The sequence below is a fragment of the Neotabrizicola sp. VNH66 genome (assembly GCF_049445895.1).
Classification (GTDB): Bacteria; Pseudomonadota; Alphaproteobacteria; order Rhodobacterales; family Rhodobacteraceae; genus Pseudogemmobacter.
In genome coordinates this window covers 80,733-103,182 of record NZ_JBMSDW010000004.1, presented here as the reverse complement: position 1 = coordinate 103,182, position 22,450 = coordinate 80,733, and the positions used below count along the sequence as shown (strand labels likewise).

Sequence of the window (22,450 nt, the reverse complement as noted above, 5' to 3'; positions counted from 1 at the left end):
TTCCGGGATGCTGCCCGGGCATCTGGTCTTTGATCCGCTGCTGCCCTGGCCTGTCCTGTGGGCGGCGGGGGGCGTGGCGCTGTTGTTCGTGGCGCTCGCCTTGTGGCGCGGGTTGCCGGGCTGGGCGTTGCGCGGGCTGGCGCTTGCGGCGCTGATCGCGGCACTGGCGGGACCCGGTTTCCAGCGCGAGGAACGGCAGGCGCTGTCCGATATCGTGATCCTTCTGGTGGATGACAGTTCCAGCGACAGGCTGGCCGACCGCCCCGCCCAGACCGAGGCCGCGATTGCCCGGGTGACGGCAGAGGTGGCCGCGCTGGACAACACCGAGCTGCGGGTGAAGCGCTTTGGCGACGGACCGGAGAATGCCGGGACGCTGGCCATGACCGCCATGGCCGAGGCTTTGGCCGAGGAACCCCGCGCCCGGGTGGCCGGGGTGATCCTGATTTCCGACGGGCAGGTCCATGACCTTGGCCTGACCCCGGAAAGCCCGGCTCCGTTCCACCTGCTGCTGACCGGCAAGAAATCGGACTGGGACCGCCGTCTGGTGGTGAAGAACGCGCCTGCCTTCGCCATCATCGGCGAGGAATTCACCCTGAAGCTGATGGTCGAGGATACCGGCGCCGTTCCGGTCGCCGAAGGGGGCGAGGTGGATCTGACGATCTCGGTCGATGCCGATCCGCCGCAGACCTTCCGCGTGCCCGTGGGGGTGGAGCTGGAGCTGCCTGTGACCCTGCCGCATGGCGGGATGAACGTGCTGCAATTCTCGGTCCCCGGGGTGGAGGGCGAACTGACCGACCGCAACAATGCGGCCGTGGTGCAGGTGAATGGCGTGCGTGACCGGCTGCGGGTGCTGCTGGTTTCCGGAGAGCCGCATGCCGGGGAACGGGTCTGGCGTAACCTGCTGAAATCCGACGCTTCGGTGGACCTCGTGCATTTCACCATCCTGCGGCCACCGGAAAAGCAGGACGGCGTGCCGGTGGATGAAATGTCGCTGATCGCTTTCCCCACGCGCGAGCTGTTCGTCGAGAAGATCGAAGAATTCGACCTGATCATCTTCGACCGCTACCGGATGCGGGGCATCCTGCCGATGTCCTATATCGACAATGTGGTGAACTACGTCCGCAACGGTGGCACGGTGCTGGTGGCCTCCGGTCCCGAATTTGGCGCGGTGGATTCGCTCTACCGCTCGCCTTTGGCCGAGATCCTGCCGGTGGCGCCCACGGCGCAGGTGGTGGAAGGCGGGTTCACCCCGCGGATCACCGAACTGGGCCAGCGCCACCCGGTGACCGAAGGCCTGCAGGATTACGCGCCGAACCCGCCCGCCGCGGATGGCACGCCGGGCTGGGGCCGCTGGTTCCGCGCGATCGAGGTGGAGAAGATTTCCGGCCAGACGGTGATGGAGGGGCCGGACGGCCTGCCGCTTCTGGTGCTGGATCGGGTGGATCAGGGCCGCGTGGCGGTTCTGGCCTCGGATCAGGCCTGGCTTTGGGGGCGTGGCTATGAGGGTGGCGGCCCGCAGCTGGAACTGCTGCGGCGGTTGGCGCACTGGATGCTGAAAGAGCCGGAGCTGGAGGAAGAGACGCTGACCGCCACTGCGCAGGGGCAGGTGCTGACGATCACCCGCCGCACCATCGGCGAAGACCCGCCCGGGCCCTTGAAGGTCACCGGGCCGGACGGGGCCGAAGTCACGCTTCAGATGCAGCAGCAGGCGCCCGGCAAGTTCGAGGTGGTCTGGGAGGCGCCGCTTCTGGGGCTGTACCGGCTGGAACAGGGTGATCTGACCCGGGTGATCGGCGTCGGCCCGTCCTCGCCCAAGGAGTTCGAGGCGACCGTGGCTTCGGCCACGGCGCTGGAACCGGCGGTGACCGCGACCCGGGGCGGCGTGGCGCGGCTGGAGGATGGCGTGCCCGACCTGCGCCCGGTGGCCGAAGGCCGCCCGGCGGCGGGCCGCGGTTGGCTGGGCCTTACCCCGCGCGAGGCCTATGTCACCACCGAGGTGCAGCTGGCCCCGGTGCTGCCCGGCTGGGCCTGGCTGACGCTGGCGGCGCTGTTGTCGGTGGCGGCCTGGCTGATCGAGGGCCGACGCGGCGCCCGGGTCTGAACGCGGAAGGGGGCGCTGCCCCCGCCCTCGCCCAAGGGCGAGGACTCCCCCGGGATATTTGCACCAGTATGAATGGGCAAAGGTCGTTCATACTGGTCCAAATATCCCCGCCGGAGGACCTGCCGGCAGGACCTGCGCAAGGTTTCCCGCTTTTGCGAATCCCCGTCCCGCGGCACGATGACCGTGTTTTCAGGCGACGGATTTGACGCGGGGATTTGTGATGGCGGAGGTGGATGTCCTGATCGTGGGGGCCGGAGCGGCTGGGCTGGCCGCCGCCAAGGCGGTGCGGGCCGCGGGGTGCAGCTTTCAGGTGCTGGAGGCGATGGACCGGATCGGCGGCCGGGCGCTGACCACCGACACCGACTTTGGCATGCCCTTCGACATCGGCTGTGCCTGGCTGCATGCGGCGGACCGCAACCCGTTCTTCCCCGAGGCGCAGGCGGCGGGCTGGACGCTTTATGCCCATGATATGGGGCTGGATCATCTCTATTTCGGCAAACGCCGCGCTTCGCCCGAGGAGATGGCGCGGATGGCGGCGGCGGATGTGGCGCTGTCCGCGGCTTTGGCGGCGCATGACGGGGCGGAGGACCGGCTGTCGGCGCTGATCGGCGATTGCCATGTCCTGCGGGCCAACTCCACCTTTGCCGGGCCGATGGATTTCGGCGCGGATGACGACGAAATCTCGATCCGGGATTTCCGGGCGGCGGGGGATCTGGACCCGAATTATTTCACGAAGGAAGGCTACGGCGCGCTGATCCACCGCTGGGGCGCCGATGTGCCCGTGACGCTGTCCACCCCGGTGCGGCGGCTGCGCTGGGACGGGCCGGGCGTGGTGGCGGAGACTGCGCGCGGAGATCTGCGCGCACGGGCGGCGATCGTCACCGTCTCTCCGGGGGTGATGCAGCACGAGGATCTGGTCTTTTTCCCCGATCTGCCCGACAGCCATATGGAGGCGATCTTCGATCTGCAGATGGGGCTATTGACCAAGATTCCGCTGGCGGTTTCGGGCACGCGGTTGGGGCTGGCGCCGTTCGATGATCTGCTGATCGAGCGGCGGGCGCGGCATGACCTGTTCTTTCTGTGCTTTCCCTTCGATCTGGACCTGATGGTCGGCTTCGTCGGTGGCGATTTCGCCTGGGAGGTGGAGGCTGCTGGTCCGGCGGCGGCGGTGGATTTCGCGGCGGACCGGCTGGCTGATCTGTTCGGCAGCGACATCCGGCGGCACATCGGCCATGGCATCATGACGAACTGGGCGGCCGAACGCTGGACCCGGGGCGCCTATGCCGCGGCGCGGCCGGGCCGGGCGGGCGCGCGGGCGGTGCTGGCGCAGCCGGTGGGGGACCGGATCTGGTTCGCGGGCGAGGCGCTGGCCGGCGCGCTGATGCAGACGGCGGCGGGGGCCCGGCTGTCGGGAGAGATCACCGGGCAGGCGGTGGCGCGGGTGCTGGCCTAGCCCAGATGGCGCAGGATCACCGCGCGGGAATGCGACCAGAACTCGCGCCGCAGAAGCACCGCCAGCGTCACCAGCGCGGCCAGCGTCAGCGCGACCGGCCCGAACAGCCAGGCCAGCGCGGCCAGCGCGAAATAGACCGAATGCAGGCCGCGGTTATAGCTTTTCGCGGCGGTGATGTTGATTTCCGCCGCCTGTGCCGCGCGGGGAAAAGCGCGGGGATCGGCGGGGTCGTTCGGCACCGCTGCCATCAGGATCGAGCAATAGCCGAAGAGGCGATGGGCCCAGATGAACTTCAATAGTGCATTGGCCATGAAGCCGACCGGCAGCAGCACCTTCAGCGCAAGATCGATCTGGCCCGCATCCAGCGGCAGGTCGGCCGCAATCTCTTGCATCAGGGCTGAATTGCCGATCAGCGCCAGCCCGCCGCCGATGGCGATCATCGAGGCGGAGGTGAAAAAGGCGGTGCCCTGCCGGTGCGAATCGATCAGCGTGGCGTCGAAGATGCGCGGGCTGCGGGTGACGAAGGTGGCCATCCAGTCCCGGCGGTAGACCGCCATCAGCACGGTGACCGAGGGGCGGCTGCGCGGCGGGTTCTCGATCACCCAGCCGGAGCCGAGCCACAGCAACAGGATCACCAGAAGCGCCAGCAGATCCCCCGGCGGCGCATGGATCAGCGAGGCAAGGCTGCCCATGGTCAGAACGGTTTCACCACCACGGCCCAGAGAATGGCGATGGTGACGATGACGCTGATTTCGTTGAAGATGCGCAGGAACAGATCGCTCTCGCGGAACTCACCCCGGCTGGCCCGCATGACCAGAACGCCGGTCCAGATGTAATGCGCGGCGAGGAGCACGACGAGAGTGATCTTCAGATGCAGCCAGGGGTCAAACCCCCAGACGGCAAACGCCAGCCACAACCCGGTGGCCACCGCGATCACCGCGAGCCCGGCGGAAAAGCGGTAAAGCCGCACCGTCAGGTCACCCAAGGGGCCGAAGGCGCCAAGGCGCGCCCATTCCCGCTTCCAGTAGATCAGCGCGCGCGGCACGGCGAAGATGGAGGTCATCCAGCCCATGACCGCAAGGATATGAATGATCTTGACCCAGTCCATGGCGCCAGAGGTGCCAGATCGGGCGGGGGCGGCGCAAGGGGGAAAGCGGGGATGCCTCCGGCGAGGATCTCTGGGTCAGGATGAAGGGGCGGGAGGGGGGTTGGCAGGTCCTGTCAAATTGGTTACAAGACTTTACCAATTCACGCCATCAGCTCACCGGGGTAGCCATGGATATGCCAGTTCCCGACGCCCGCATCCTTGCGGGCAAGGCCCGGATCGTTGCGCGGCTGCGCGATGTGCTGCCCGCGGATGCGGTGATCGAGGACGAGACCGAGACGCGCGCCTATGAATGCGACGCCTTGTCGGCCTATCGCTGTCTGCCGCTGGCGGTGGTGCTGCCACGGACGACCGCCGAAGTCGCCGCCGCATTGCGGGTCTGCCATGAGGAAGGCGTGCCGGTGGTGCCGCGCGGGGCGGGCACCTCGCTGGCCGGCGGGTCGATGCCGTCGCGCGATGCGGTGGTGATGGGGCTGGCGCGGATGAATGCGGTGCTGGAGACCGATTTCGGCAGCCGCTTCATCCGGGTGCAGACCGGGCGCACCAATCTGTCGGTGACCGGCGCGATTGAAGGCGAGGGCTGGTTCTATGCTCCGGACCCCTCCAGCCAGCTGGCCTGTGCCATTGGCGGCAATATCGCCATGAACTCGGGCGGGGCGCATTGCCTGAAATACGGGGTGACGACGAACAACCTTCTGGGTGTCACGCTGGTGCAGATGGACGGCACGGTGGTGACACTGGGCGGGCCGTGGATGGATGCCGGGGGGCTTGATCTTCTGGGTGTGGTCTGCGGGTCCGAGGGGCAGTTGGGCGTGGTGACCGAGGCCACCTTGCGCATCCTGCCAAAGCCCGAGGGCGCGCGGCCGGTGCTGATGGGCTTTGACGCCAATGAGGTCGCGGGCGCCTGCGTGGCGGATATCATCCGTGCGGGGATCCTGCCCGTGGCCATCGAATTCATGGACCGGCCCTGTCTGGTGGCCTGCGAGGCCTTTGCCAAGGCCGGATACCCCGATTGCGAGGCGCTGCTGATCGTCGAGGTCGAGGGGAGCCCGGCCGAGATTGACGAGCAGCTGGCCGCGATCAAGGCCATCGCCTTGCGCCACAATCCGGTGGAGCTGCGCGAGGCGGCGGATGAAGATCAGGCCAAACGCATCTGGCTGGGCCGTAAATCGGCCTTCGGCGCCATGGGCCAGATCAATGATTACATGTGTCTGGACGGGACGATCCCGGTGTCCAGCCTGCCTTTTGTGCTGCGGCGGATCGGAGAGATTTCCCGCGAATTCGGGTTGGACGTGGCGAATGTGTTCCATGCAGGCGACGGCAACATGCATCCGCTGATCCTCTACAATGCCAATACCCCCGGCGATCTGGAGAAATGCGAGGCGATGGGGGCGGCGATCCTGAAGCTTTGCGTCGAGGTGGGCGGCTGCCTGACCGGAGAGCATGGCGTGGGCATCGAGAAGCGCGACCTGATGGAGGTGCAATATGCGCCCGGGGATCTGGAGGCGCAGATGCAGGTGAAGGATGTGTTCGATCCGCGCTGGCTTCTGAACCCGGCCAAGGTGTTTCCGCTGGCCGTCAGTGCCGGACGGCGCGCGGGGTGAGACCGCCGGGGGCGCTTCGCCCCCCGGACCCCTGAGGATATTTATGAACAGATGAAAGAGCAGTGGATGCGGCCTGCGGATGAGGCGGAACTGAGCGAGGCGATCCGGACGGCGGCGGGACCGCTGTCGGTGCGCGGTGGCGGTACGCGCGGCGTGTTCGGCCCGGGCGCCGTGCTGGAGACCGGCGGGCTTTCGGGGGTGCGGCTTTATGAGCCGGAGGCGCTGACGCTGGTCTGCGGGGCGGGGACGCGGCTTGCCGAGATCGAGGCGCTGCTGGCGGGTGAGCGGCAGCGGCTGGCCTTTGAGGTGCCGGATCTGCGGAGCGTTCTGGGGCGCGAGGGGGTGTCGACCATCGGCGGGGTGGCGGCGGCCAATGCCTCCGGTCCGCGGCGGGTGCAGGCGGGGGCCTGCCGGGACGCGATGCTGGGGGTGCGGTTCGTCGATGGCGCCGGAACGGTGGTGAAGAACGGCGGGCGGGTGATGAAGAATGTCACCGGCTATGATCTGGTGAAGCTGATGGCCGGGTCCGCCGGGGTTCTGGGCGTGTTGAGCGAGGTCAGCCTGAAGGTGCAGGCCCGGCCGGAGGCGGAGGCGACTTTACTGGCCGAAGGCTTGGGTGATGCGGCGGCACTGGCGGTGCTGCGCCGCGCGCTCGGCCTGCCCTATGACATCTCGGGCGCGGCCTGCCGGGCGGGGGCGGCGCTGATCCGGGTGGAGGGGATGGCGGGTTCGGTCCGCTATCGGCTGGGCGAATTGCAGCGGATGATCCCGGCGCCGTGGCAGGTGGTGGAGGGCGAGGCTTCGACCGCGCTGTGGCGGGCGGTGCGGGATATCTCGGACTTTGCCGATGAGACGGGCGCACTCTGGCGGCTGTCGGTGGTGCCGGGCGAGGCGGAGGTTGTGCCTGCCGCGCTGCGGGCTGCGGGGATTGCGCATCGGGCCTTGTGGGATTGGGGCGGCGGCCTTCTGTGGCTGTCCTGCGCGGAAGGTCATGGCGCCACGATCCGTGCGGCACTGGCCGGGCGGGGCCATGCCACCCGGCTGCGCGGTGCGGAAACTGCTCCCGCATATGAGCCGCAGGCCCCTGAAGTGGTGGCCTTGCAGGCAGGCCTGAAGGCGCGGTTCGATCCGCGTGGCATCCTGAATCCCGGAGGGCTGTGCTGATGCAGACCAATTTCACCGCCGATCAGCTGAAGGACCCCGGTGTTGCCCGGGCGAACCAGATCCTGCGGAGCTGCGTGCATTGCGGCTTCTGCACGGCGACCTGCCCCAGCTATCAGGTGCTGGGCGATGAGCTGGATTCTCCCCGTGGGCGGATTTACCTGATCAAGGACATGCTGGAGGCCGGGCGGCCCGCCGACGAGAAGACGGTGAAACATGTCGACCGCTGCCTGTCCTGTCTGGCCTGCATGACGACCTGTCCCAGTGGCGTGCATTACATGCATCTGATCGACCATGCCCGCGCGCATGTCGAAAAGACCTATCGCCGTCCGCTGGTGGACCGGATGCTGCGGGCGGTGCTGGCGCGGGTGCTGCCCTATCCGGGGCGGTTCCGGCTGGCGCTTCTGGGGGCGAAGATTGCGCGGCCCTTCCGGCGGCTGATCCCCGATGCCCGGCTGCGCGCCATGCTGGAGATGGCGCCGAAGCAGATCCCGCCGGTCAGCCGCAATGACGATCCGCAAAGCTTTGCCCCGCAGGGCGAACGGCGGTTCCGGGTGGCCCTGATGACAGGCTGCGCGCAGAAGGCGCTGAACACGGATATCAACGATGCGACGATCCGCCTGCTGCGCCGTCTGGGGTGTGAGGTGGTGATCCCGCAGGGCATGGGCTGCTGCGGGGCGCTGACCCATCACATGGGCAAGGAAGACCTGTCCCATGCCAGCGCTGCCGCCAATATCCGTGCCTTCATGGCCGAGGTCAGGGGGCAGGGGCTGGATGCCATCGTGATCAACACCTCCGGTTGCGGCACCACGGTGAAGGACTATGGCCATATGTTCCGCAATGACCCGCTGGCCGAGGATGCTGCTACCGTGGCCGGGCTGGCCAAGGATGTGTCCGAACTGCTGGTGAAGATCGGCCTGCCCGCACAGGCGCCGCAGGGGCTGCGGGTGGCCTATCACGCGGCCTGCTCGCTGCAACATGGCCAGCAGGTGAAGACCGCGCCGAAGGACCTGCTGAAACGCGCAGGGTTCGAGGTGGTGGAGCCGGCCGACAGCCATCTTTGCTGCGGCAGCGCGGGAACCTACAACCTGATGCAGCCTGAAATCAGCGCGGAACTGAAGCGGCGCAAGGTGGCCACGCTGGAGGCGAAGGCGCCGCAGATCATCGCGGCCGGCAATATCGGCTGCATGATGCAAATCGGCTCGGCCACCGGAGTTCCGGTGGTGCATACGGTGGAACTTCTGGACTGGGCGACCGGCGGGCCACGGCCGCGCGCCCTGTTGGAGGGGGCGGCCTGAGTGCCACAATTCCGCCCCAATTCGCGCCTAGCCCCCGGGGGCATTGCCCGCTGGATGAGGCCCGGATTGCGCCGTCTGACCCTTGCCCTTGCCCTTCTGTTCGCTTTGCCCGCAGGGGCGGAAGAGGGGGCGCTGGTTGCCCTCCAGACCGGCGATGCGGCCAAAGGCTGGCAGGGGGTGGGCAAGCTGGTGCTGGGGGAGCGGGGGTTCTGCACCGCCGCCCTGATCGAGCCGCAGCTGGTGCTGACCGCGGCGCATTGCCTTTATGACCGGGAGACGGGCGCGCGGGTGCCCGACGATCTGATCACCTTCCGGGCGGGCTGGCGCAATGGCCGGGCCGAGGCCTATCGCGGGGTCCGCAGGTCTGTGGCGCATCCCGATTACGTCTATGCCGGGGAAGACCGGCTGGAACGGGTGGGCCATGACCTTGCCCTGCTGGAGCTGGACCAGCCCATCCTGCTGCCGCAGCTTTTGCCCTTTGCCACCGGCGCCGTCCCGGCGGAAGGTGCGGCGGTCAGCGTCGTCTCTTACGCCATGGACCGCTCCGAAGCGCCGGCGATCGAACGCGACTGTGCCGTTCTGGCCGCGGGTTCGGGCGCGCTGGTGCTGAGCTGCGATATCGACTTCGGCTCCTCCGGCGCGCCGGTCTTTGCGCTGCGCGACGGGGCAGCTCAGGTCGTCTCGGTTATTTCGGCCAAGGCGGAATATGGCGGGCGCAAGGTGGCGCTGGCGGTTCCGGTGGACCGCGGCCTGTCCGTGCTGCGCGCCGAGCTGGCCGCCGGATCCGAGGCGCATCGCAGCACATCCGGTGTCCGGGTGATCTCGGGCGGCGATGCCGGGGCCGCGTCGGGCGGCGGGGCAAAGTTCATCTCTCCCTGAAGGTCACAGGGCGGGGGCTTGAAACCCCGCAAATGCCTTCCCAGATGATACTCACGCCGGGCGCCATGATGGGTCCGGTAAACCCGCCCTGCCCCCTGAAGGGGAGGGCAACCGAACATCGCTTTGACGAGGATGATCATGCGCAGCTTTGACTTCGCCCCCCTGTACCGTGCCACTGTCGGCTTTGACCGTGTGGCCGATCTGATGGACCGTGTGCTTTCGGCCGATGTGGCCCAGCCCGGCTATCCGCCCTACAATATCGAAAAGACCGACGAGAATGCCTATCGCATCTCGATCGCGGTCGCCGGGTTCACCCCGGATGAGCTGTCCGCCGAAGTGAAGGACGGCAGCCTTGTTGTGACCGCCCGCAAGGCGGCCGAAGAGACCCCGCGCAGCTTTCTGCATCGTGGCATCGCCACCCGTGCGTTCGAGCGTCGCTTCGCGCTGGCCGACCATGTCCGCGTGACCGGCGCCAGCCATGAAAATGGCATGCTGCACATTGATCTTGTCCGTGAAATCCCCGAGGCGATGAAGCCCCGCCGGATCGAGATTGCGGCCAGCGCCAAAGCCGTGACGCCTGCGCTGGAAGCCACGGCCGAAACCGTCAACTGACCTCCTCCCTGTCGGGTTGACGAAGGGCGTCCCGCATCGCCGGGACGCCCTTTTTGCTGTGATATTCCTGCGGTCCGGGAGGGGCATCTATGGTCCAGCGGCCGATCTTGCCCTGCGCTCCGGGCACAGCGCTGGAACCGGTGCTTGTGTCTCGCGGCGGCATGATTTCCCCGATCCGCCCCGTGGCGGGCTGGATCTCTTGTCCGGCGGAGAGGCGAACCCGGAGAGGAAAGACCCATCCGGCCCGGTGGTGCGGTTTCGCGCCGGAGCAGCGCAGGGGAAGCAGTCGCCCGGTCTCGGCTAGTGGGGACGGAGCTACCAGACCCCGACAGTGGCCCGCCATTCGCGGCGGGCGGGATCGCCGCAGGGCGGGTCATAGAAGCTGACGGAATACCAGACGTGGAAATCTGTCATGCCATACATGGCCATCGACCATGCCCCGATGCTCAGCGTCTCGCCCGGGGCCATCGGTCCGGTATCGGCGATCATCCCGTCGCCCGTCATGAAGCTGATCCCGATGCGCCCGCATTGCGCGGGATCGACAGTCACCTCGATCTGCATCTCCCGCCCGCTGCCGTCCGGAAACACGGTGGTGTGGCGTTCTTCCGTGCAGACGGCGACTGCATCGCTGCCCGATCCGGTGAAGGCGGCACAGATATCCGAAAAGGCGGCGCGGGCCGGAAGCAGGACACCGGCCATGAGCAAAAGGGACATGAACACGCGCATCGACGATCTTCCACACCAACCGCCGCCAGTGTTCCGGCGGCGGCATCTGCGGTCAAGTCCGGCGTTGCGCCGCCCTAGCGCGCCAGCGTCTGGGCCATCCGCATCAGGTTCACCGCTTCGATCCGGTAGCCATAGGGATCGTCACCGCGGTTCGCCTGCGCCAGCGTGATCGCTTCGGTCCAGCCCCAATTGCCCAGATAGACCGAGCCTTGCAGCAGCTGGCCAAAACCTGCGATGGCGGCGGCAAAGCGGCTGTCTTCGGTGGCGGGCTCCTCCCCGGTGATGGGGCGTTCGATCAGGTCCGAGGTGTCTTCCCCCGGCGCCTTCCACCGCAGCCGCAGAAAGCCCAGCTCTCCCGGCTCTCCCCCGGCCACAGCGGTGCCATAGCGCAGCGGATCGTTCAGCACGGCATCCGAACCGACGGGGGTGATCTCATAGATCGCGGTCACCTGAAGCCCGGCGCCGATTTCACCCGCGTCCACCTTGTCATTGTTGAAATCCTCGCGCTTCAGCGCGCGGGTTTCATAGCCGATCAGCCGGTATTCGGCCACTTCGGCGGGGTTCCATTCGACCTGCACCTTCACATCATCGGCAATCGGGAACAGCGCGCCGGTCAGTTGATCGACCAGCACCTTCCGCGCCTCGGACAGGGTGTCGATATAGCTGGCCGTCCCGTTGCCGTTCTGCGCCAGCGCCTGCATCGTTGCATCGTCCAGATTGCCGCGTCCGAAGCCCAGGACGGAGAGATAGGTGCCCTCCTGCCGTTTGCGGGCGACGTAATCCGTCAGCCCTGCCGGATCGGACAGGCCCACGTTGAAATCACCATCGGTGGCCAGAAGGATGCGGCTGACCTCGCCCTCGGCCGTCATGCCTTCGGCCAGCTGATAGGCCAGTTCCAGCCCCTCGGCCCCGGCGGTGGAGCCGCCGGCCGACAGGCTGTCCAGCGCGGCAAGGATCTTTGCCTCATCCTTGGCGACGGTCGGTTCCAGCACCACGCCCGCCGACCCGGCATAGGCCACGATGGCGATCTGATCCTCAGGACGCAGTTCCGGCAGCATCAGCGCCAGCGATTGCTTCAGCAGGCCCAGCTTGTTCGGCGCCTCCATCGAGCCGGAGGTGTCGATCAGGAAGACAAGGTTCAGGGCCGGGCGATCCGCCACCGCGGGCAGCGCGCCCTGCAGCCCGATGGTCACCAGCTGCGTGCCCGCATTCCACGGTGTGGGCATCACCGCCACGCTGGTGGAAAACGCCTGCCCGTCCTCCGGCGCGGGATAGGCATAGGGGAAATAGTTCACCATCTCCTCGATCCGGACCTGATCGGGCATGGGCAGCACGCCCATATCCAGCGTGGACCGGACCAGCGCATAGCTTGCCGTGTCCACATCGGTCGAGAAGGTCGAGACCGGCTCCTCGGCGGTGATCTTCACCGGGTTCGGGTCTTCGTTGGCATAGGCCTCGGTGTTGTCAGCCAAGGGCGGCAGCGGCGCGGGTTCCGCCACCACGACCGAAGGCGCAGGGGCCACAACCCCGGTGCGGGCGCGGGCCGCGCCTTCGTCGAGATAGGCCATATCGGCGGTCTCGCGGTCATCGACAGGGGCGCCGCCTTCGGGCGCCAGAGCGATGACCGGTGCATCGGCGTCGGCGACCCTTTTGGCGGCAGGCGGGGCAGCCTCGGCTTCGGCCATCGGCGGGGCATCGGCAGGGGCCGGGTCCGCCATCGGGGTCGCGGCCTCGGGCGGGGCCATCTTGGCCGCCGTTTCAGGCACAGCCGGGGCGGCTTCGGTCCCGGCGGCAGGGGCGGCGGCGGGGGCCTCGCTCCGCGGGGCTACGGGGGGCAGGCCGGGCCGCAGCCCTTCGGTCACAGGCAGGATCACCGCCACGCCGATCACCAGCGCGGCAACAGAGGTGGTGGCCGCAAGGGTCGGTCTGCGGGTCATGAAATTCAGCATGGAACGCACTCCGTTCAGAAAACCCGCCCGGGCGGGGCGGTCTTCTGTCGGACGCGCGGCATCCGGCGTTCCTTGGGTCGCGGTCTGCAGCCGGTCGAAATTCGCCATGGCCAGCGCCAGCGCCCGGTCGCGCGCGGCGGCATCCGCGGCGGGGGCGGATTTCAGGGCGCGGCGCAGATCGTCCAGATCGTCGGTCATTTCGCCTCCTCCGCCGCGATGGCGCGCAGCCGTTTCTTCACCTCGGACATGCGCCATGCGATGGTGCCTTCGGACAGGCCAAGGACCTGCCCGGCTTCGGCCTGCGTCATCTCTTCGCCCAGAACCAGCGCCACCGTGTCGCGCAGCTCCGGCGACAGCCGGGCCATCGCCGCGGTCAGCCAGTCCAGCGCCGCGGCCTCGGCTGTAATCTCGTCCTGACGGGCGATCTCCCAGTCGCCCCAGCCATCGGCGGCACGGGCGCGGGTCGCCTGACGGCGGCGCAGATCATGGGCGGCGTTCATCACCACACGATACAGCCATGTGGTGAATTTCGCCTCACCCCGCCAGTGCGACAGCTTGACCGGCAGGGCGGCGCAGATGTCCTGCGCCAGATCCTCGGCATCGGCGCGGCTGCCGGTCAGCCGCCAGGCCAATCCGAAGATGCGGTCGTAATGCCGCGCGACCAGCGTCGCAAAGGCGGCGCGGTCTCCGTCGCGGGCGGCTTGGGCCAGAATGTCGTCGGGCGTGTTCATCAGCATGACGCTACTTGGACGCGGGCGGCCCGGCAATCCTTGGGCGCGGCGGCGGACCTGCCTTGCCGTGCCCCGGAGGCTGGCCTAGGCTTCGGCCCGTTCTGGCGGTTCGGTGTGATGCGGCATTTCCTGATTTCCCTTCTGTGTCTTGTCTTTGCCCCACCTGCGCTGGCGCAGGAACTGGCCCGCAGCGATCCGCCGGACTGGGTGGAAATCCTGCCGCTTCCCCCCGAGGATCCGGCCCTGATGGCCGAGGCGACGGGCGGGCTGCATTACCTGCTGGCCGATCATCAGATCCGCTTTCAGGGCGAAGTCCGCGAAGAATTCATGCGTGATGCCATGCTGGTGATGAACCGCGCCGGGCTGGAGACTGCGGCCACGATCGAGCTGGAGTTCGATCCCGCCTTCGAGAACGTGACCCTGACGCGGCTGGCGATCCTGCGCGACGGGCGCGAGATCGACCTGCGCGCGCAGGTCGTCCCCGAGGTGCTGCGGCGTGAGGAACAGCTGGAAGACGGCATCGTCGATGGCCTGCTGACCTACTGGATTCAGGTGCCGGGACTGCGGGTGGGGGACGTGCTGGATTACGCCTCGCATTATGAGATCCGCCCCGCGATCCCCGATGCGGGCGCCTCGGTGTTTTCGGTGCTGGAATGGCAGGTGCCGATGGTTCTGTCACGCACGGTGGTCTTCTGGCCGGATGACTGGCCGCAGGTGATGGCGCCGCTGCCCGACCGCGTGTCCCGGATGGAGGGGCCGGGTCCCGGGGGCACGCAGCGTCTGGAATTCCAGCGCTTTCATCATCTGCCCCTGCGGGAGGAAGATTATGCTCCGGCGGGCGACGGGGGGCGTGCGGTGTTACGGCTGTCCTCGGAACGCGACTGGGGCACGTTATCCGCCGCGCTGACGCCCTATTATGCCGCGGATTATCCGCTGACCCCGGAGTGGGAGGCGCGCGTCGCCGCCATAGCCGCTGAGAGCGAGGATCCCGCGGTGCGTGCCGTGGCGGCGCTGCGGATGGTGCAGGACGAGCTGCGCTATGCCTCGCTTTCGGTGGGGGCGGGTGGCTATTTCGCGCGCCTGCCGGAGGAGGTCATCCGTTCGGGCTTTGGCGACTGCAAGGAAAAGGCGTTGATCCTGCGGGTGATGCTGGACCGGCTGGGCATCGCCGCGGCCGTGGCGCTGACGGATCTGGATCAGGGCCGGGCATTGCCGCAGAAGGTGCCCGCCCCCGGCGTTTTTGACCATATGATCCTGCGGATGGCGCTGGACGGGCAGGTGCACTGGCTGGACCCGACGGTCTCGCATCAGGCAGGGACGCTGGATCATGCCACACCCCCGGATTACGGCTGGGCGCTGCCGCTGACCGGGGCGGGTCAGGCCGCGCTGGAAGAGGTGGCGGCCCCTCCGGAACGGGTATGGTCCACCTTCGTGACCGAACGTTACCGGTTCTCGGGGCTGGGGGTGTTTCTGGAGGTGACTTCGGAATACCGGGCGGGGGCTGCGGATTCCATGCGCTACCGTGTGGCCAACGAAACCCGGCGCGACCTGACAGAGGGCTATCTGGACTATTACCGCGAGCGGATGCCCGGCCTGTCCGTGGTGCGCGAGATCGAAGTGACCGATGACCGCGACGCCAACCTCATCATCCTGCGCGAAAGCTATTATCTTTCGCCCATGGCCTTGCGCGACGAGGGGCTGGACAAGGCCTTTCCCTTCGCGACCGAGGACTTTGCCTCGTCCATGCCGGAAAAGCTGCCCCAGCCGCGGTTGAACCCGATGGCGACAGGGGACCCCGGCGATTATCGCCACCGGATCGAGGTGTCGGGGCTGGATTTCGACTTCACCCCGCCCGCCGCGGTGCGGCTGGACAATCCGGCCTTCAGCTACCGGCTGGAAGGGAAGGCAGAGGCGCCGGGCACCATGGTGCTGGACTGGCATTACCGGGGCACCGGGGCGGATGTGCCCGCGGCCGGGGTGGCCGCGGTGCTGAAGGATCGGCGCGAGGTCTATGAGACGACCTGGTTCACCTGGGATGTGGCGCCCTGAGGGGGCCACATCCGATGCCGGATCAGAACAGCAGCCCGTCATAGACGGCGAAGGCGCCGCCCGTCGTGCGCAGGTTGCCCGTGGCGCCGGCCGCCGAGGCATAGGAGGTCACGGCATTATAGGTGCCGGGACCGAACACGCCGTCGATCGAACCGTAGTAATAGCCCGAGGCGCGCAGGCTGCGCTGGATGGCCTTGCGCTCGCCCAGCGAGTAGCTCTTGAAGGCCTGCGCGGCCGGGGTGGTGTAGATCGAGGGGCGGTAGGTCGGCGCCGGTTCGACATAGACCGGGCCGGGATGCGTCGGCGTCACATAGACCGGGGCGGGCTTTTTGCGGGCGCGGTGGCCTTCGATCAGCTGGTCCACGATGATGGCCGTGGCCACCCCGGCGACGAAGCCCTGTTCCTTCTTGCCCCAGGCCATGGCGGGGGCGGCAGCGGCGGCCACGGACAGGGCGGCCACGGCGGCGATGGCGGTATTCTTCACGTTCGGCAGCATATCCAGTTCCTTTCACGCTTTGGTTGGATCCCCGTTCAGCGAGCAGATCCCGGGGCGATGAGGCCAACTTGGGCAGGACCGGCGCGCTAGGCAAAATCGCGGCAGCGTTAGCGGCCAGCACCCGGTTGTTATCGGATAACACCCTGTTTTCTCTGTGGTTCCAGAGGGGTGCGTCAGATCGGCCAGGTCTTGCCGAAGGCTGCGGGGACGACCCCGAAGGTTTATGGGACCCGCCTTCCGGCGTGGCGGCAGGTCCATGCGGGGCGGTGCAGTTCAGGAAAAAGGTCCGGTCAGGCTGCGATTCGGGTGTCGTGCAGGGACATGCTGACGGCCCTCACACGGGGGGCGATCTTCGGCTGCGCGGCGGTTTGGCCCTTTCGGTCGCGCAGATTTGGGCCGTGAAACCATCAGGTTCTGCGCTTCGGTGGTTCTGACCCGGGCGTCCCGTTCAGAGGGCGGCCTCGCCAGCCTGTGCCGGTCATGCGCAGCCTGTGCGTCCCGATCACGCCGAGGCGGTTGGCCGCAGGCCAGAGCCGAGACACAAATGTGCAGACGCGCCTTTGGCGCGGCTGCGCCTTCTGATCAGCCTGCCAGCGTTTCGGGGGACAAGGCGTAAAGATCCCCGGCGCCTTCGCGGGCGCGGTCCAAGAGGGCCGCATGCGCGGGCAACAGGCGGCGGATCATCACCCGGGCCGCGGGCAGGCGGGCGGGATCGGCCAGCGCGGCCTTCAGATGGGCATGGCTGCCCAAGACCAGTGCGAAGGCCCGCAGATAGGGCACCGCCCCGGCGAAACGGTCGTTCAGCTCCATCGCCAGCAGCGCCTCTGTCGCCTCGCGCAGCGTCTCGGCCGCCTGCCAGACCTCGGTCGCCAGTTCGGGCAGCGCAGCCCGGGCGGCGGCGGCGGTCTGTTCCACCTCATGGATCAGCCGGAACGCCGCCTCGCCATTGTCGGCAAGTTTGCGCCCGGTCAGGTCCATCGCCTGAATGCCGTTGGTGCCTTCATAGATCGCGGTGATCCGGGCATCGCGCAGATATTGCGCCGCGCCGGTCTCCTCGATGAAACCCATGCCGCCGTGGACCTGCACGCCCATATCGGCAATCTCGATCCCGGTATCGGTGCCGAAGGCCTTGGCAATCGGCGTCAGCAGCGCGGCGCGAGCCTGCCAATGCGCATCCCCGGTGGCGGTTGCCATGTCGATGGCCTTGGCGCAGGCCAGCCCGATGGCGCGGGCGGCAAAGACCTGCGCCCGTCCCTCGGCCAACATGCGGCGCACGTCGGCATGGCCGATGATGCCGGGCACGCCTTCGGCCGTGGGGCCCTGCACCCGGTCCACCGCATAGGCCACCGCCTTTTGCAGCGCCGCCTCGGCCACGCCCACGCCCTGCATGCCGACGCCCAGCCGGGCGTTGTTCATCATGGTGAACATCGCGGCCATGCCCTTGTGCGGCGCGCCCACCAGCCAGCCCTTGGCCCCGTCGAACTGCATGACGCAGGTCGGACTGCCGTGGATGCCCAGCTTATGCTCAAGGCTGACGACCTTCAGGCTGTTCGCCACGCCGGGGTTGCCCGCGGCGTCGGGCAGGAATTTCGGCACCATGAACAGGCTGATGCCGCGGGTGCCCGGCGCGCCGTCGGGCAGGCGGGCCAGCACCAGATGGCAGACGTTCGACACCAGATCGCTGTCGCCCCAGGTGATGAAGATCTTCTGCCCGCTCACCGCATAGGTGCCCTCGCCATCGGGCACCGCGGTCGACCGCAGCGCGCCCACGTCTGATCCGGCCTGCGGTTCGGTCAGGTTCATCGTGCCCGACCATTCGCCCGAGATCAGTCTGGGCAGATACAGCGCCTTCAGATCGTCGCTGGCGTGATGTTCCAGCGCCTCGATCTGGCCCTGTGTCAGCAGGGGCTTCAGTTGCAGCGCAAGGCAGGCGCCCGCCAGCATCTCATTCACGCAGGTGGCCAGCGTATGGGGCAGGCCCATGCCGCCATGTTCCGGCCCGGCCGAGACGCCGATCCAGCCGCCTTCGGCAATGGCACGATAGCCCTTGTCATAGCCGGGAGAGGCGCGGACCTTGCCGTTTTCCAGCCGGGCCGGGGTCAGGTCGCCCGCGCGGTCCAGGGGGGCCACGGCGGCATCGGTCATCCGCGCGGCCTCGGTCAGGATGGCGGTCACCGTATCCGGCGTGGCGTCGGCAAAACGGTCGGTCCCGGCGACATCGGCGAAATCCACGACGTGATTCAGGATGAAACGCATGTCATCAAGGGGGGCGCGGGCGGTCATTCCATAACTCCGGCTGGTCGGCGGGTATTGTCGGCGGGCGATCCGTCAAATATGGCGCAAGGCTAGTCAAGATGCCTTTCCCTGCAAGACGGACGCTGCGTCATGGATCAGACCGAACTTCTTGCGGCCGATGATGCCGGGCTTGCCCGCGCCGCGGCGCTGTTGGCCGCGGGCGGTCTTGTCGCGTTTCCGACCGAGACGGTCTATGGCCTTGGCGGGGATGCGCGGTCGGACACGGCCGTGGCCCGCATCTTTGAGGCGAAGGGCCGGCCGCGGTTCAATCCGCTGATCGTGCACCTGCCCGATCTGGCTGCGGCGGAGCGGATTGCGGTCTTTGATCATCGCGCGCGGACGGTGGCGGCGGCCTTCTGGCCCGGGCCGCTGACCTTGGTGCTGCCCTTGCGGCCGGGGGCGGGTGTATCGCCGCTGGTGACGGCAGGGTTGGACACGGTGGCGCTGCGGGTGCCTGCACATCCGGTGGCGCGCGCTTTGTTGACAGCCTTCGGTGGACCGGTGGCGGCGCCGTCGGCCAACCCGTCCGGCAAGGTTTCCCCGACGCGGGCCGCGCATGTGATGGCGGGCCTGACGGGGCGGATCGCGGCCGTAGTCGATGGCGGGGCCTGTGCGGTGGGCGTCGAATCTACCATCCTTGGGCTGGACGGGGCTGAGCCGCGGATGCTGCGACCGGGCGGAGTGCCGGCCGAGGCGCTGGAGGCGCTGCTGGGGCAGCCCTTGGCCATCGGCGGATCGGCGGAAAAGCCCAGTGCGCCCGGGCAGTTGGCCTCGCATTACGCACCGGGCGCCGCGGTTCGGCTTGAGGCGCGGGCGGCGGAAACGGGGGAAATCCTCGTGGGCTTCGGTCCGGTTCTGGGCGACCTCACCCTGTCTTCCGAGGGGAATCTGGTGGAGGCGGCGGCGAACCTGTTTCACATCCTGCGCGAGGCCGATCTGCTGGCCGGGCCCGAGGGCCGCATCGCCTTTGCCCCGGTGCCCGAGACGGGTCTGGGCCGGGCGATCAATGACCGGCTGAGACGTGCCGCCGCCCCGCGCTGATTTGCATTTTGTTGTTGTCGAATATGGCAAAAATGTAGGATTATCATTGTATCCGGCGCTCTGCCGGCTTTCCAATTTGTTTACAATTCGGGGCGCAACCCTTTGCTTTGCATCATCGCCGACGATCTGACCGGGGCCTTCGATGCCGCCGCCCCCTTTGCCGGGCGCGGGCTGCAGACCATGGTTGCCCTGCGGCCCGAGGATCTGCCGGCGGCGCTGGCCTCGGGGGCGGGGGTGGTGGCGGTCAGCACCCGTTCGCGCGAAATCCCGGCGGCGGAGGCGGTGGCCCGGATGGTTCAGGTGGCGGCCTTTCTGCCGCCCGCTGCGCAGGTCTTCAAGAAGGTGGATTCGCGACTGAAAGGCCATGTGGCGGCAGAGCTTGCGGCGCTGTCACCCGATGCGCTGCTGGTGGCCCCGGCAATCCCGGATTTCGGCCGGGTGGTCGCGGGCGGGGCGGTCGTGGGCTTTGGCGTCGATACGCCGATCCCGGTGGCAGCCGTGCTGGGCGATCTGGCCGTGCGGGCGATTGTCCCCGACACCGCCACGCCGGAGGAGATGGACGCAGCCTTGGCCGCGGCCCCCGCGGGGGCGCTTCTGGTCGGTGCGCGCGGTCTGGCCGAGGCCTTGGCCCGGGCGATGACCGGGCAGGCCGCGGCTTTGGCCCCGCGTCCTGCGGCGGGCCGGGCGCTGATGGTGGTAGGGTCCCGCGATCCGATCACGGTCGCACAGGTGCAGGCCTTGCGGGCCAAAGGGGCGGATTGGCGCGGCGCACCGAACGGCATGCTGGCGGACCGGCGGCCCTGCGCGGCGCTGACGCTGGTGCAGGCTTTGCCGGGAGAGGTGGTCACGACCGGAGAGGCGGTTTCTGCCGCGCTGGCCGAAGGGGTGCATCCCGCGCTGACCGAAGGCGCAGAGGCGCTGTTCCTGACCGGCGGTGCCACGGCCGAGGCTGTGACCGATGCGATGGCGCTTGGCCCTGTCCGTCTGGTGGGAGAGGTGCTGCCCGGCGTGCCCCAGGCCATGGCAGGCGACCGCGCGGTCATCGTGAAATCCGGCGGATTCGGCGGCGATGACACGCTGACGCGGCTGGCGGCCATTCTGTCTGGGGAGGAATGATGGTGAATGGGGGCGCGGCGGGACAGGGGCGCAGAAGCCTGGCCGATGTGGTGTTCGACCGGATGCAGCGGGCGATCAAATCCGGGGCCTACCGCCCGGATGAGCGGCTGCCCACCGAACATGACCTTGCGGCGGAATTCGAGGTCTCGCGCCCCATCGTGCGCGAGGCGCTGAAGCGGCTGCGCGATCAGGGGCTGATCTATTCGCGGCAGGGTTCGGGCAGTTTCGTCCGCTCCATCGGGCTGAAGCAGCCGCTTGGCTTTGGCCAACTGGAGAATGTCTCAGACCTGCTGAACTGCTACGAATTTCGCATCACGATGGAGCCGGAGGCGGCGGCGCTGGCCGCCGACCGCCATGACGAGGCGTCATTGGCGGCGATTGCCGGCGCGCTGGATCTGATGCGGGATGCGACCAACCGGCAAAGCCACCGCGAGGATGCCGATTTCCAGTTCCATCTGGCCATCGCGAATGCGTCGGAGAACAGCTATTTTTCCACCGCGATGCAGGCGCTGAAGGACCATATCGCCGTGGGCATGCGGTTCCACGGCGCCTCGGTCAAGCGCGAGGCCTCGGGGCTGATGCGGGTGTTCGGAGAGCACAGCGCGATTTTCGAAGCGATCCGCGGCCATGACGGCGACCGCGCACGCGATCTGATGCGGGAGCACCTCTTGGGATCGCGCGAGCGGCTGTTCGAACGTCGCAGGCCCGAGACCGAGGCGGAAGGTCTGCCGGGCTGAGCGCGCAGGGGGCGCTGCCCCCGTCGCGTGCCGCGACTCCCCCGGGATATTTGGACAAACTGGAAAGGGGCAGAGTCAGTCTGCGCCTTAGTCCGCGCCGATGAAACGGGCAAGTTTGCCCAGCGTCTGCTGGCCCAGTTCCACCGCGCCAAAGCCTTTGGCCTCCTGAAACTCGGCTTTGGTTGAGAAGACCATGCCCAGTGTCACCCGCGTCGCATCGCCGTCATCTTCGAAGGCGGCCCAGGCATCGGCGTGTTTCGGGCCGTTTTCGCCCCACAGGAGTGCATAATGCAGCCGGTCCTTGGGGTGGATCAGGTGATAGAGGTGGTGGTTGGGAAAGACCGTGCCGTCCGGTGCGATCATGTCAAAGACCCATTCGCCGCCGGTGCGCAGGTCGATGCGCTGTGTCCGGCAGGAAAATCCGTCCGGCCCCCACCATTGCGGCAGGGTCTCCGGGCTGGTCCAGGCGCGCCAGACTTTCGCGCGGCGGGCGCGGATGCGGCGTTGCAGGATCATGGTCCGGTCGGCCACACCGGCCAGATTGTCGAGGCCCGCGTTGAAGCCCTGCCGGTAGCCCGCCTCCATATCCGCGGCGAGAGAGGAGAGTTGCACCGTGACGGTCAGGCGGCTGCCCTCGCCCTCGGCGGCCATTTCGGCGGTGACGAGCGCGGTGGACTGCACCACGCCGGCGGTCGAAATCACCTCGTAAGCCACGCTGCGTTGTGCGGGTTGCAAATCCAGCCAACCCGCCTCGCATCTGATGTCGGGCTGGCCCTCGACCTTGCAGAGCGAGATTTCGCGGCCGCCGATGCGGGTGTCGGCCTCCAGGAATTCGACGGTGACCGCGGGTGAGGGCGCGGCCCAGACGGCGCGGGCGGCGGGGGCGGTCCAGGCCTGCCAGAGCGTGGCGACCGGGGCTGCGATCTGCCGTTCGAAGCTGAGGGTGGCAAAGCCGTTGCGCATGGGGCGGTCCTCCGGGGGCGAAAATGCTTAGCGTTTCGTCTAACTATATCGCGGTATCTTCGGCGGGCAAGACCAAGTTTTCGGCATCCGCAGCTTTGGTTTGCGCAAAGGAAAACGGCGCCCGAAGGCGCCGT

At 68.0% G+C, this 22,450-nt stretch carries 19 protein-coding genes; 11 read left to right on the top strand and 8 right to left on the bottom strand.

Going from position 1 to position 22,450, the window contains the following annotated elements; all coding sequences use genetic code 11:
- Positions 1-7: 7 nt before the first annotated feature.
- Complete coding sequence (locus ACO2Q5_RS07375; protein WP_423289890.1) at positions 8-2,101, top strand: hypothetical protein; 2,094 nt, start codon at positions 8-10, stop codon at positions 2,099-2,101.
- 220 nt (positions 2,102-2,321) lie between these two features.
- The gene (locus ACO2Q5_RS07370; RefSeq protein ID WP_423289466.1) at positions 2,322-3,554 is read left to right on the top strand and encodes a flavin monoamine oxidase family protein; all 1,233 of its coding nucleotides are present in this window, start codon (positions 2,322-2,324) and stop codon (positions 3,552-3,554) included.
- On the opposite strand, the gene ACO2Q5_RS07365 is transcribed toward ACO2Q5_RS07370, so the two are convergent.
- Together ACO2Q5_RS07365 and ACO2Q5_RS07360 are read right to left on the bottom strand one after the other, a co-directional pair.
- Positions 3,551-4,246, bottom strand: coding sequence for a DUF599 domain-containing protein (locus ACO2Q5_RS07365; protein ID WP_423289464.1), 696 nt, complete (start codon positions 4,244-4,246; stop codon positions 3,551-3,553). The two genes, ACO2Q5_RS07370 and ACO2Q5_RS07365, sit on opposite strands and share 4 nt — an antisense overlap.
- Before the next feature lie 2 nt (positions 4,247-4,248).
- A complete protein-coding gene (locus ACO2Q5_RS07360; protein WP_423289462.1) occupies positions 4,249-4,662 on the bottom strand; it encodes a CopD family protein in 414 nt (137 codons plus the stop codon).
- Between the two features lie 167 nt (positions 4,663-4,829).
- Here ACO2Q5_RS07360 and ACO2Q5_RS07355 point away from each other — a divergent pair, with 167 nt between their 5' ends.
- The 5 genes from ACO2Q5_RS07355 (at position 4,830) to ACO2Q5_RS07335 (ending at position 10,213) form a co-directional block, all read left to right on the top strand.
- Complete coding sequence (locus ACO2Q5_RS07355; RefSeq protein WP_423289460.1) at positions 4,830-6,263, top strand: FAD-linked oxidase C-terminal domain-containing protein; 1,434 nt, start codon at positions 4,830-4,832, stop codon at positions 6,261-6,263.
- Positions 6,264-6,329: 66 nt separating this feature from the next.
- Positions 6,330-7,427 (top strand): FAD-binding protein, encoded by a 1,098-nt coding sequence (locus tag ACO2Q5_RS07350; protein WP_423289888.1) that lies wholly within the window; start codon positions 6,330-6,332, stop codon positions 7,425-7,427.
- Positions 7,427-8,722, top strand: a complete 1,296-nt coding sequence (gene glcF, locus ACO2Q5_RS07345; protein ID WP_423289458.1) for a glycolate oxidase subunit GlcF — start codon at positions 7,427-7,429, stop codon at positions 8,720-8,722. The genes ACO2Q5_RS07350 and glcF overlap by 1 nt, the downstream gene beginning before the upstream one ends.
- 66 nt (positions 8,723-8,788) lie before the next feature.
- Positions 8,789-9,601 carry a trypsin-like serine peptidase gene (locus ACO2Q5_RS07340; protein WP_423289456.1) on the top strand — a complete coding sequence of 271 codons (813 nt, stop codon included), beginning with the start codon at positions 8,789-8,791 and terminating at the stop codon, positions 9,599-9,601.
- A 138-nt stretch (positions 9,602-9,739) separates the two neighbouring features.
- The gene (locus ACO2Q5_RS07335; protein ID WP_423289454.1) at positions 9,740-10,213 is read left to right on the top strand and encodes an Hsp20 family protein; all 474 of its coding nucleotides are present in this window, start codon (positions 9,740-9,742) and stop codon (positions 10,211-10,213) included.
- Positions 10,214-10,528: 315 nt separating this feature from the next.
- Here ACO2Q5_RS07335 and ACO2Q5_RS07330 read toward each other — a convergent pair whose 3' ends face one another.
- The 3 genes from ACO2Q5_RS07330 to ACO2Q5_RS07320 all read right to left on the bottom strand — a co-directional run bounded on the left by ACO2Q5_RS07330 (position 10,529) and on the right by ACO2Q5_RS07320 (position 13,619).
- On the bottom strand, positions 10,529-10,927 hold the full coding sequence (locus ACO2Q5_RS07330) for a hypothetical protein (RefSeq protein WP_423289452.1): 399 nt from the start codon (positions 10,925-10,927) through the stop codon (positions 10,529-10,531).
- An 86-nt stretch (positions 10,928-11,013) separates the two neighbouring features.
- The gene (locus ACO2Q5_RS07325) at positions 11,014-13,086 is read right to left on the bottom strand and encodes a vWA domain-containing protein (RefSeq protein ID WP_423289450.1); all 2,073 of its coding nucleotides are present in this window, start codon (positions 13,084-13,086) and stop codon (positions 11,014-11,016) included.
- A complete protein-coding gene (locus ACO2Q5_RS07320) occupies positions 13,083-13,619 on the bottom strand; it encodes an RNA polymerase sigma factor (RefSeq protein WP_423289448.1) in 537 nt (178 codons plus the stop codon). Before ACO2Q5_RS07320 ends, ACO2Q5_RS07325 begins: the two co-directional genes overlap by 4 nt.
- Before the next feature lie 117 nt (positions 13,620-13,736).
- Between ACO2Q5_RS07320 and ACO2Q5_RS07315 the strand changes: the two genes are divergently transcribed.
- Positions 13,737-15,668: a DUF3857 domain-containing protein gene (locus tag ACO2Q5_RS07315; RefSeq protein WP_423289446.1), complete on the top strand. Its 1,932-nt coding sequence runs from the start codon at positions 13,737-13,739 to the stop codon at positions 15,666-15,668.
- Between the two features lie 22 nt (positions 15,669-15,690).
- On the opposite strand, the gene ACO2Q5_RS07310 is transcribed toward ACO2Q5_RS07315, so the two are convergent.
- Together ACO2Q5_RS07310 and ACO2Q5_RS07305 are read right to left on the bottom strand one after the other, a co-directional pair.
- On the bottom strand, positions 15,691-16,164 hold the full coding sequence (locus ACO2Q5_RS07310; RefSeq protein ID WP_423289444.1) for a peptidoglycan-binding domain-containing protein: 474 nt from the start codon (positions 16,162-16,164) through the stop codon (positions 15,691-15,693).
- A 582-nt stretch (positions 16,165-16,746) separates the two neighbouring features.
- Positions 16,747-18,447, bottom strand: a complete 1,701-nt coding sequence (locus tag ACO2Q5_RS07305) for an acyl-CoA dehydrogenase (RefSeq protein ID WP_423289442.1) — start codon at positions 18,445-18,447, stop codon at positions 16,747-16,749.
- Positions 18,448-18,549: 102 nt separating this feature from the next.
- On the opposite strand from ACO2Q5_RS07305, the gene ACO2Q5_RS07300 reads away from it, so the two are divergent.
- From ACO2Q5_RS07300 to ACO2Q5_RS07290, 3 genes are all read left to right on the top strand, one after another.
- Entirely contained in the window at positions 18,550-19,500 is a 951-nt protein-coding gene (locus ACO2Q5_RS07300; RefSeq protein ID WP_423289440.1) for an L-threonylcarbamoyladenylate synthase, read from the top strand.
- Between the two features lie 102 nt (positions 19,501-19,602).
- Positions 19,603-20,616 (top strand): four-carbon acid sugar kinase family protein, encoded by a 1,014-nt coding sequence (locus tag ACO2Q5_RS07295; protein WP_423289438.1) that lies wholly within the window; start codon positions 19,603-19,605, stop codon positions 20,614-20,616.
- Complete coding sequence (locus ACO2Q5_RS07290; RefSeq protein ID WP_423289436.1) at positions 20,613-21,353, top strand: FadR/GntR family transcriptional regulator; 741 nt, start codon at positions 20,613-20,615, stop codon at positions 21,351-21,353. The genes ACO2Q5_RS07295 and ACO2Q5_RS07290 overlap by 4 nt, the downstream gene beginning before the upstream one ends.
- Before the next feature lie 87 nt (positions 21,354-21,440).
- On the opposite strand, the gene ACO2Q5_RS07285 is transcribed toward ACO2Q5_RS07290, so the two are convergent.
- Positions 21,441-22,316 (bottom strand): SRPBCC domain-containing protein, encoded by an 876-nt coding sequence (locus tag ACO2Q5_RS07285; protein ID WP_423289433.1) that lies wholly within the window; start codon positions 22,314-22,316, stop codon positions 21,441-21,443.
- Positions 22,317-22,450 lie beyond the last annotated feature (134 nt).

Coding starts and splice junctions, on each gene's coding strand:
- ACO2Q5_RS07375 (WP_423289890.1), top strand. CDS start 8: ATGCTGCCCGGGCATCTGGTCTTTGATCCGCTGCTGCCCTGGCCTGTC.
- ACO2Q5_RS07370 (WP_423289466.1), top strand. CDS start 2,322: ATGGCGGAGGTGGATGTCCTGATCGTGGGGGCCGGAGCGGCTGGGCTG.
- ACO2Q5_RS07365 (WP_423289464.1), bottom strand. CDS start 4,246: ATGGGCAGCCTTGCCTCGCTGATCCATGCGCCGCCGGGGGATCTGCTG.
- ACO2Q5_RS07360 (WP_423289462.1), bottom strand. CDS start 4,662: ATGGACTGGGTCAAGATCATTCATATCCTTGCGGTCATGGGCTGGATG.
- ACO2Q5_RS07355 (WP_423289460.1), top strand. CDS start 4,830: ATGGATATGCCAGTTCCCGACGCCCGCATCCTTGCGGGCAAGGCCCGG.
- ACO2Q5_RS07350 (WP_423289888.1), top strand. CDS start 6,330: ATGCGGCCTGCGGATGAGGCGGAACTGAGCGAGGCGATCCGGACGGCG.
- glcF (WP_423289458.1), top strand. CDS start 7,427: ATGCAGACCAATTTCACCGCCGATCAGCTGAAGGACCCCGGTGTTGCC.
- ACO2Q5_RS07335 (WP_423289454.1), top strand. CDS start 9,740: ATGCGCAGCTTTGACTTCGCCCCCCTGTACCGTGCCACTGTCGGCTTT.
- ACO2Q5_RS07330 (WP_423289452.1), bottom strand. CDS start 10,927: ATGTCCCTTTTGCTCATGGCCGGTGTCCTGCTTCCGGCCCGCGCCGCC.
- ACO2Q5_RS07325 (WP_423289450.1), bottom strand. CDS start 13,086: ATGACCGACGATCTGGACGATCTGCGCCGCGCCCTGAAATCCGCCCCC.
- ACO2Q5_RS07320 (WP_423289448.1), bottom strand. CDS start 13,619: ATGAACACGCCCGACGACATTCTGGCCCAAGCCGCCCGCGACGGAGAC.
- ACO2Q5_RS07315 (WP_423289446.1), top strand. CDS start 13,737: ATGCGGCATTTCCTGATTTCCCTTCTGTGTCTTGTCTTTGCCCCACCT.
- ACO2Q5_RS07310 (WP_423289444.1), bottom strand. CDS start 16,164: ATGCTGCCGAACGTGAAGAATACCGCCATCGCCGCCGTGGCCGCCCTG.
- ACO2Q5_RS07305 (WP_423289442.1), bottom strand. CDS start 18,447: ATGACCGCCCGCGCCCCCCTTGATGACATGCGTTTCATCCTGAATCAC.
- ACO2Q5_RS07300 (WP_423289440.1), top strand. CDS start 18,550: ATGGATCAGACCGAACTTCTTGCGGCCGATGATGCCGGGCTTGCCCGC.
- ACO2Q5_RS07290 (WP_423289436.1), top strand. CDS start 20,613: ATGATGGTGAATGGGGGCGCGGCGGGACAGGGGCGCAGAAGCCTGGCC.
- ACO2Q5_RS07285 (WP_423289433.1), bottom strand. CDS start 22,316: ATGCGCAACGGCTTTGCCACCCTCAGCTTCGAACGGCAGATCGCAGCC.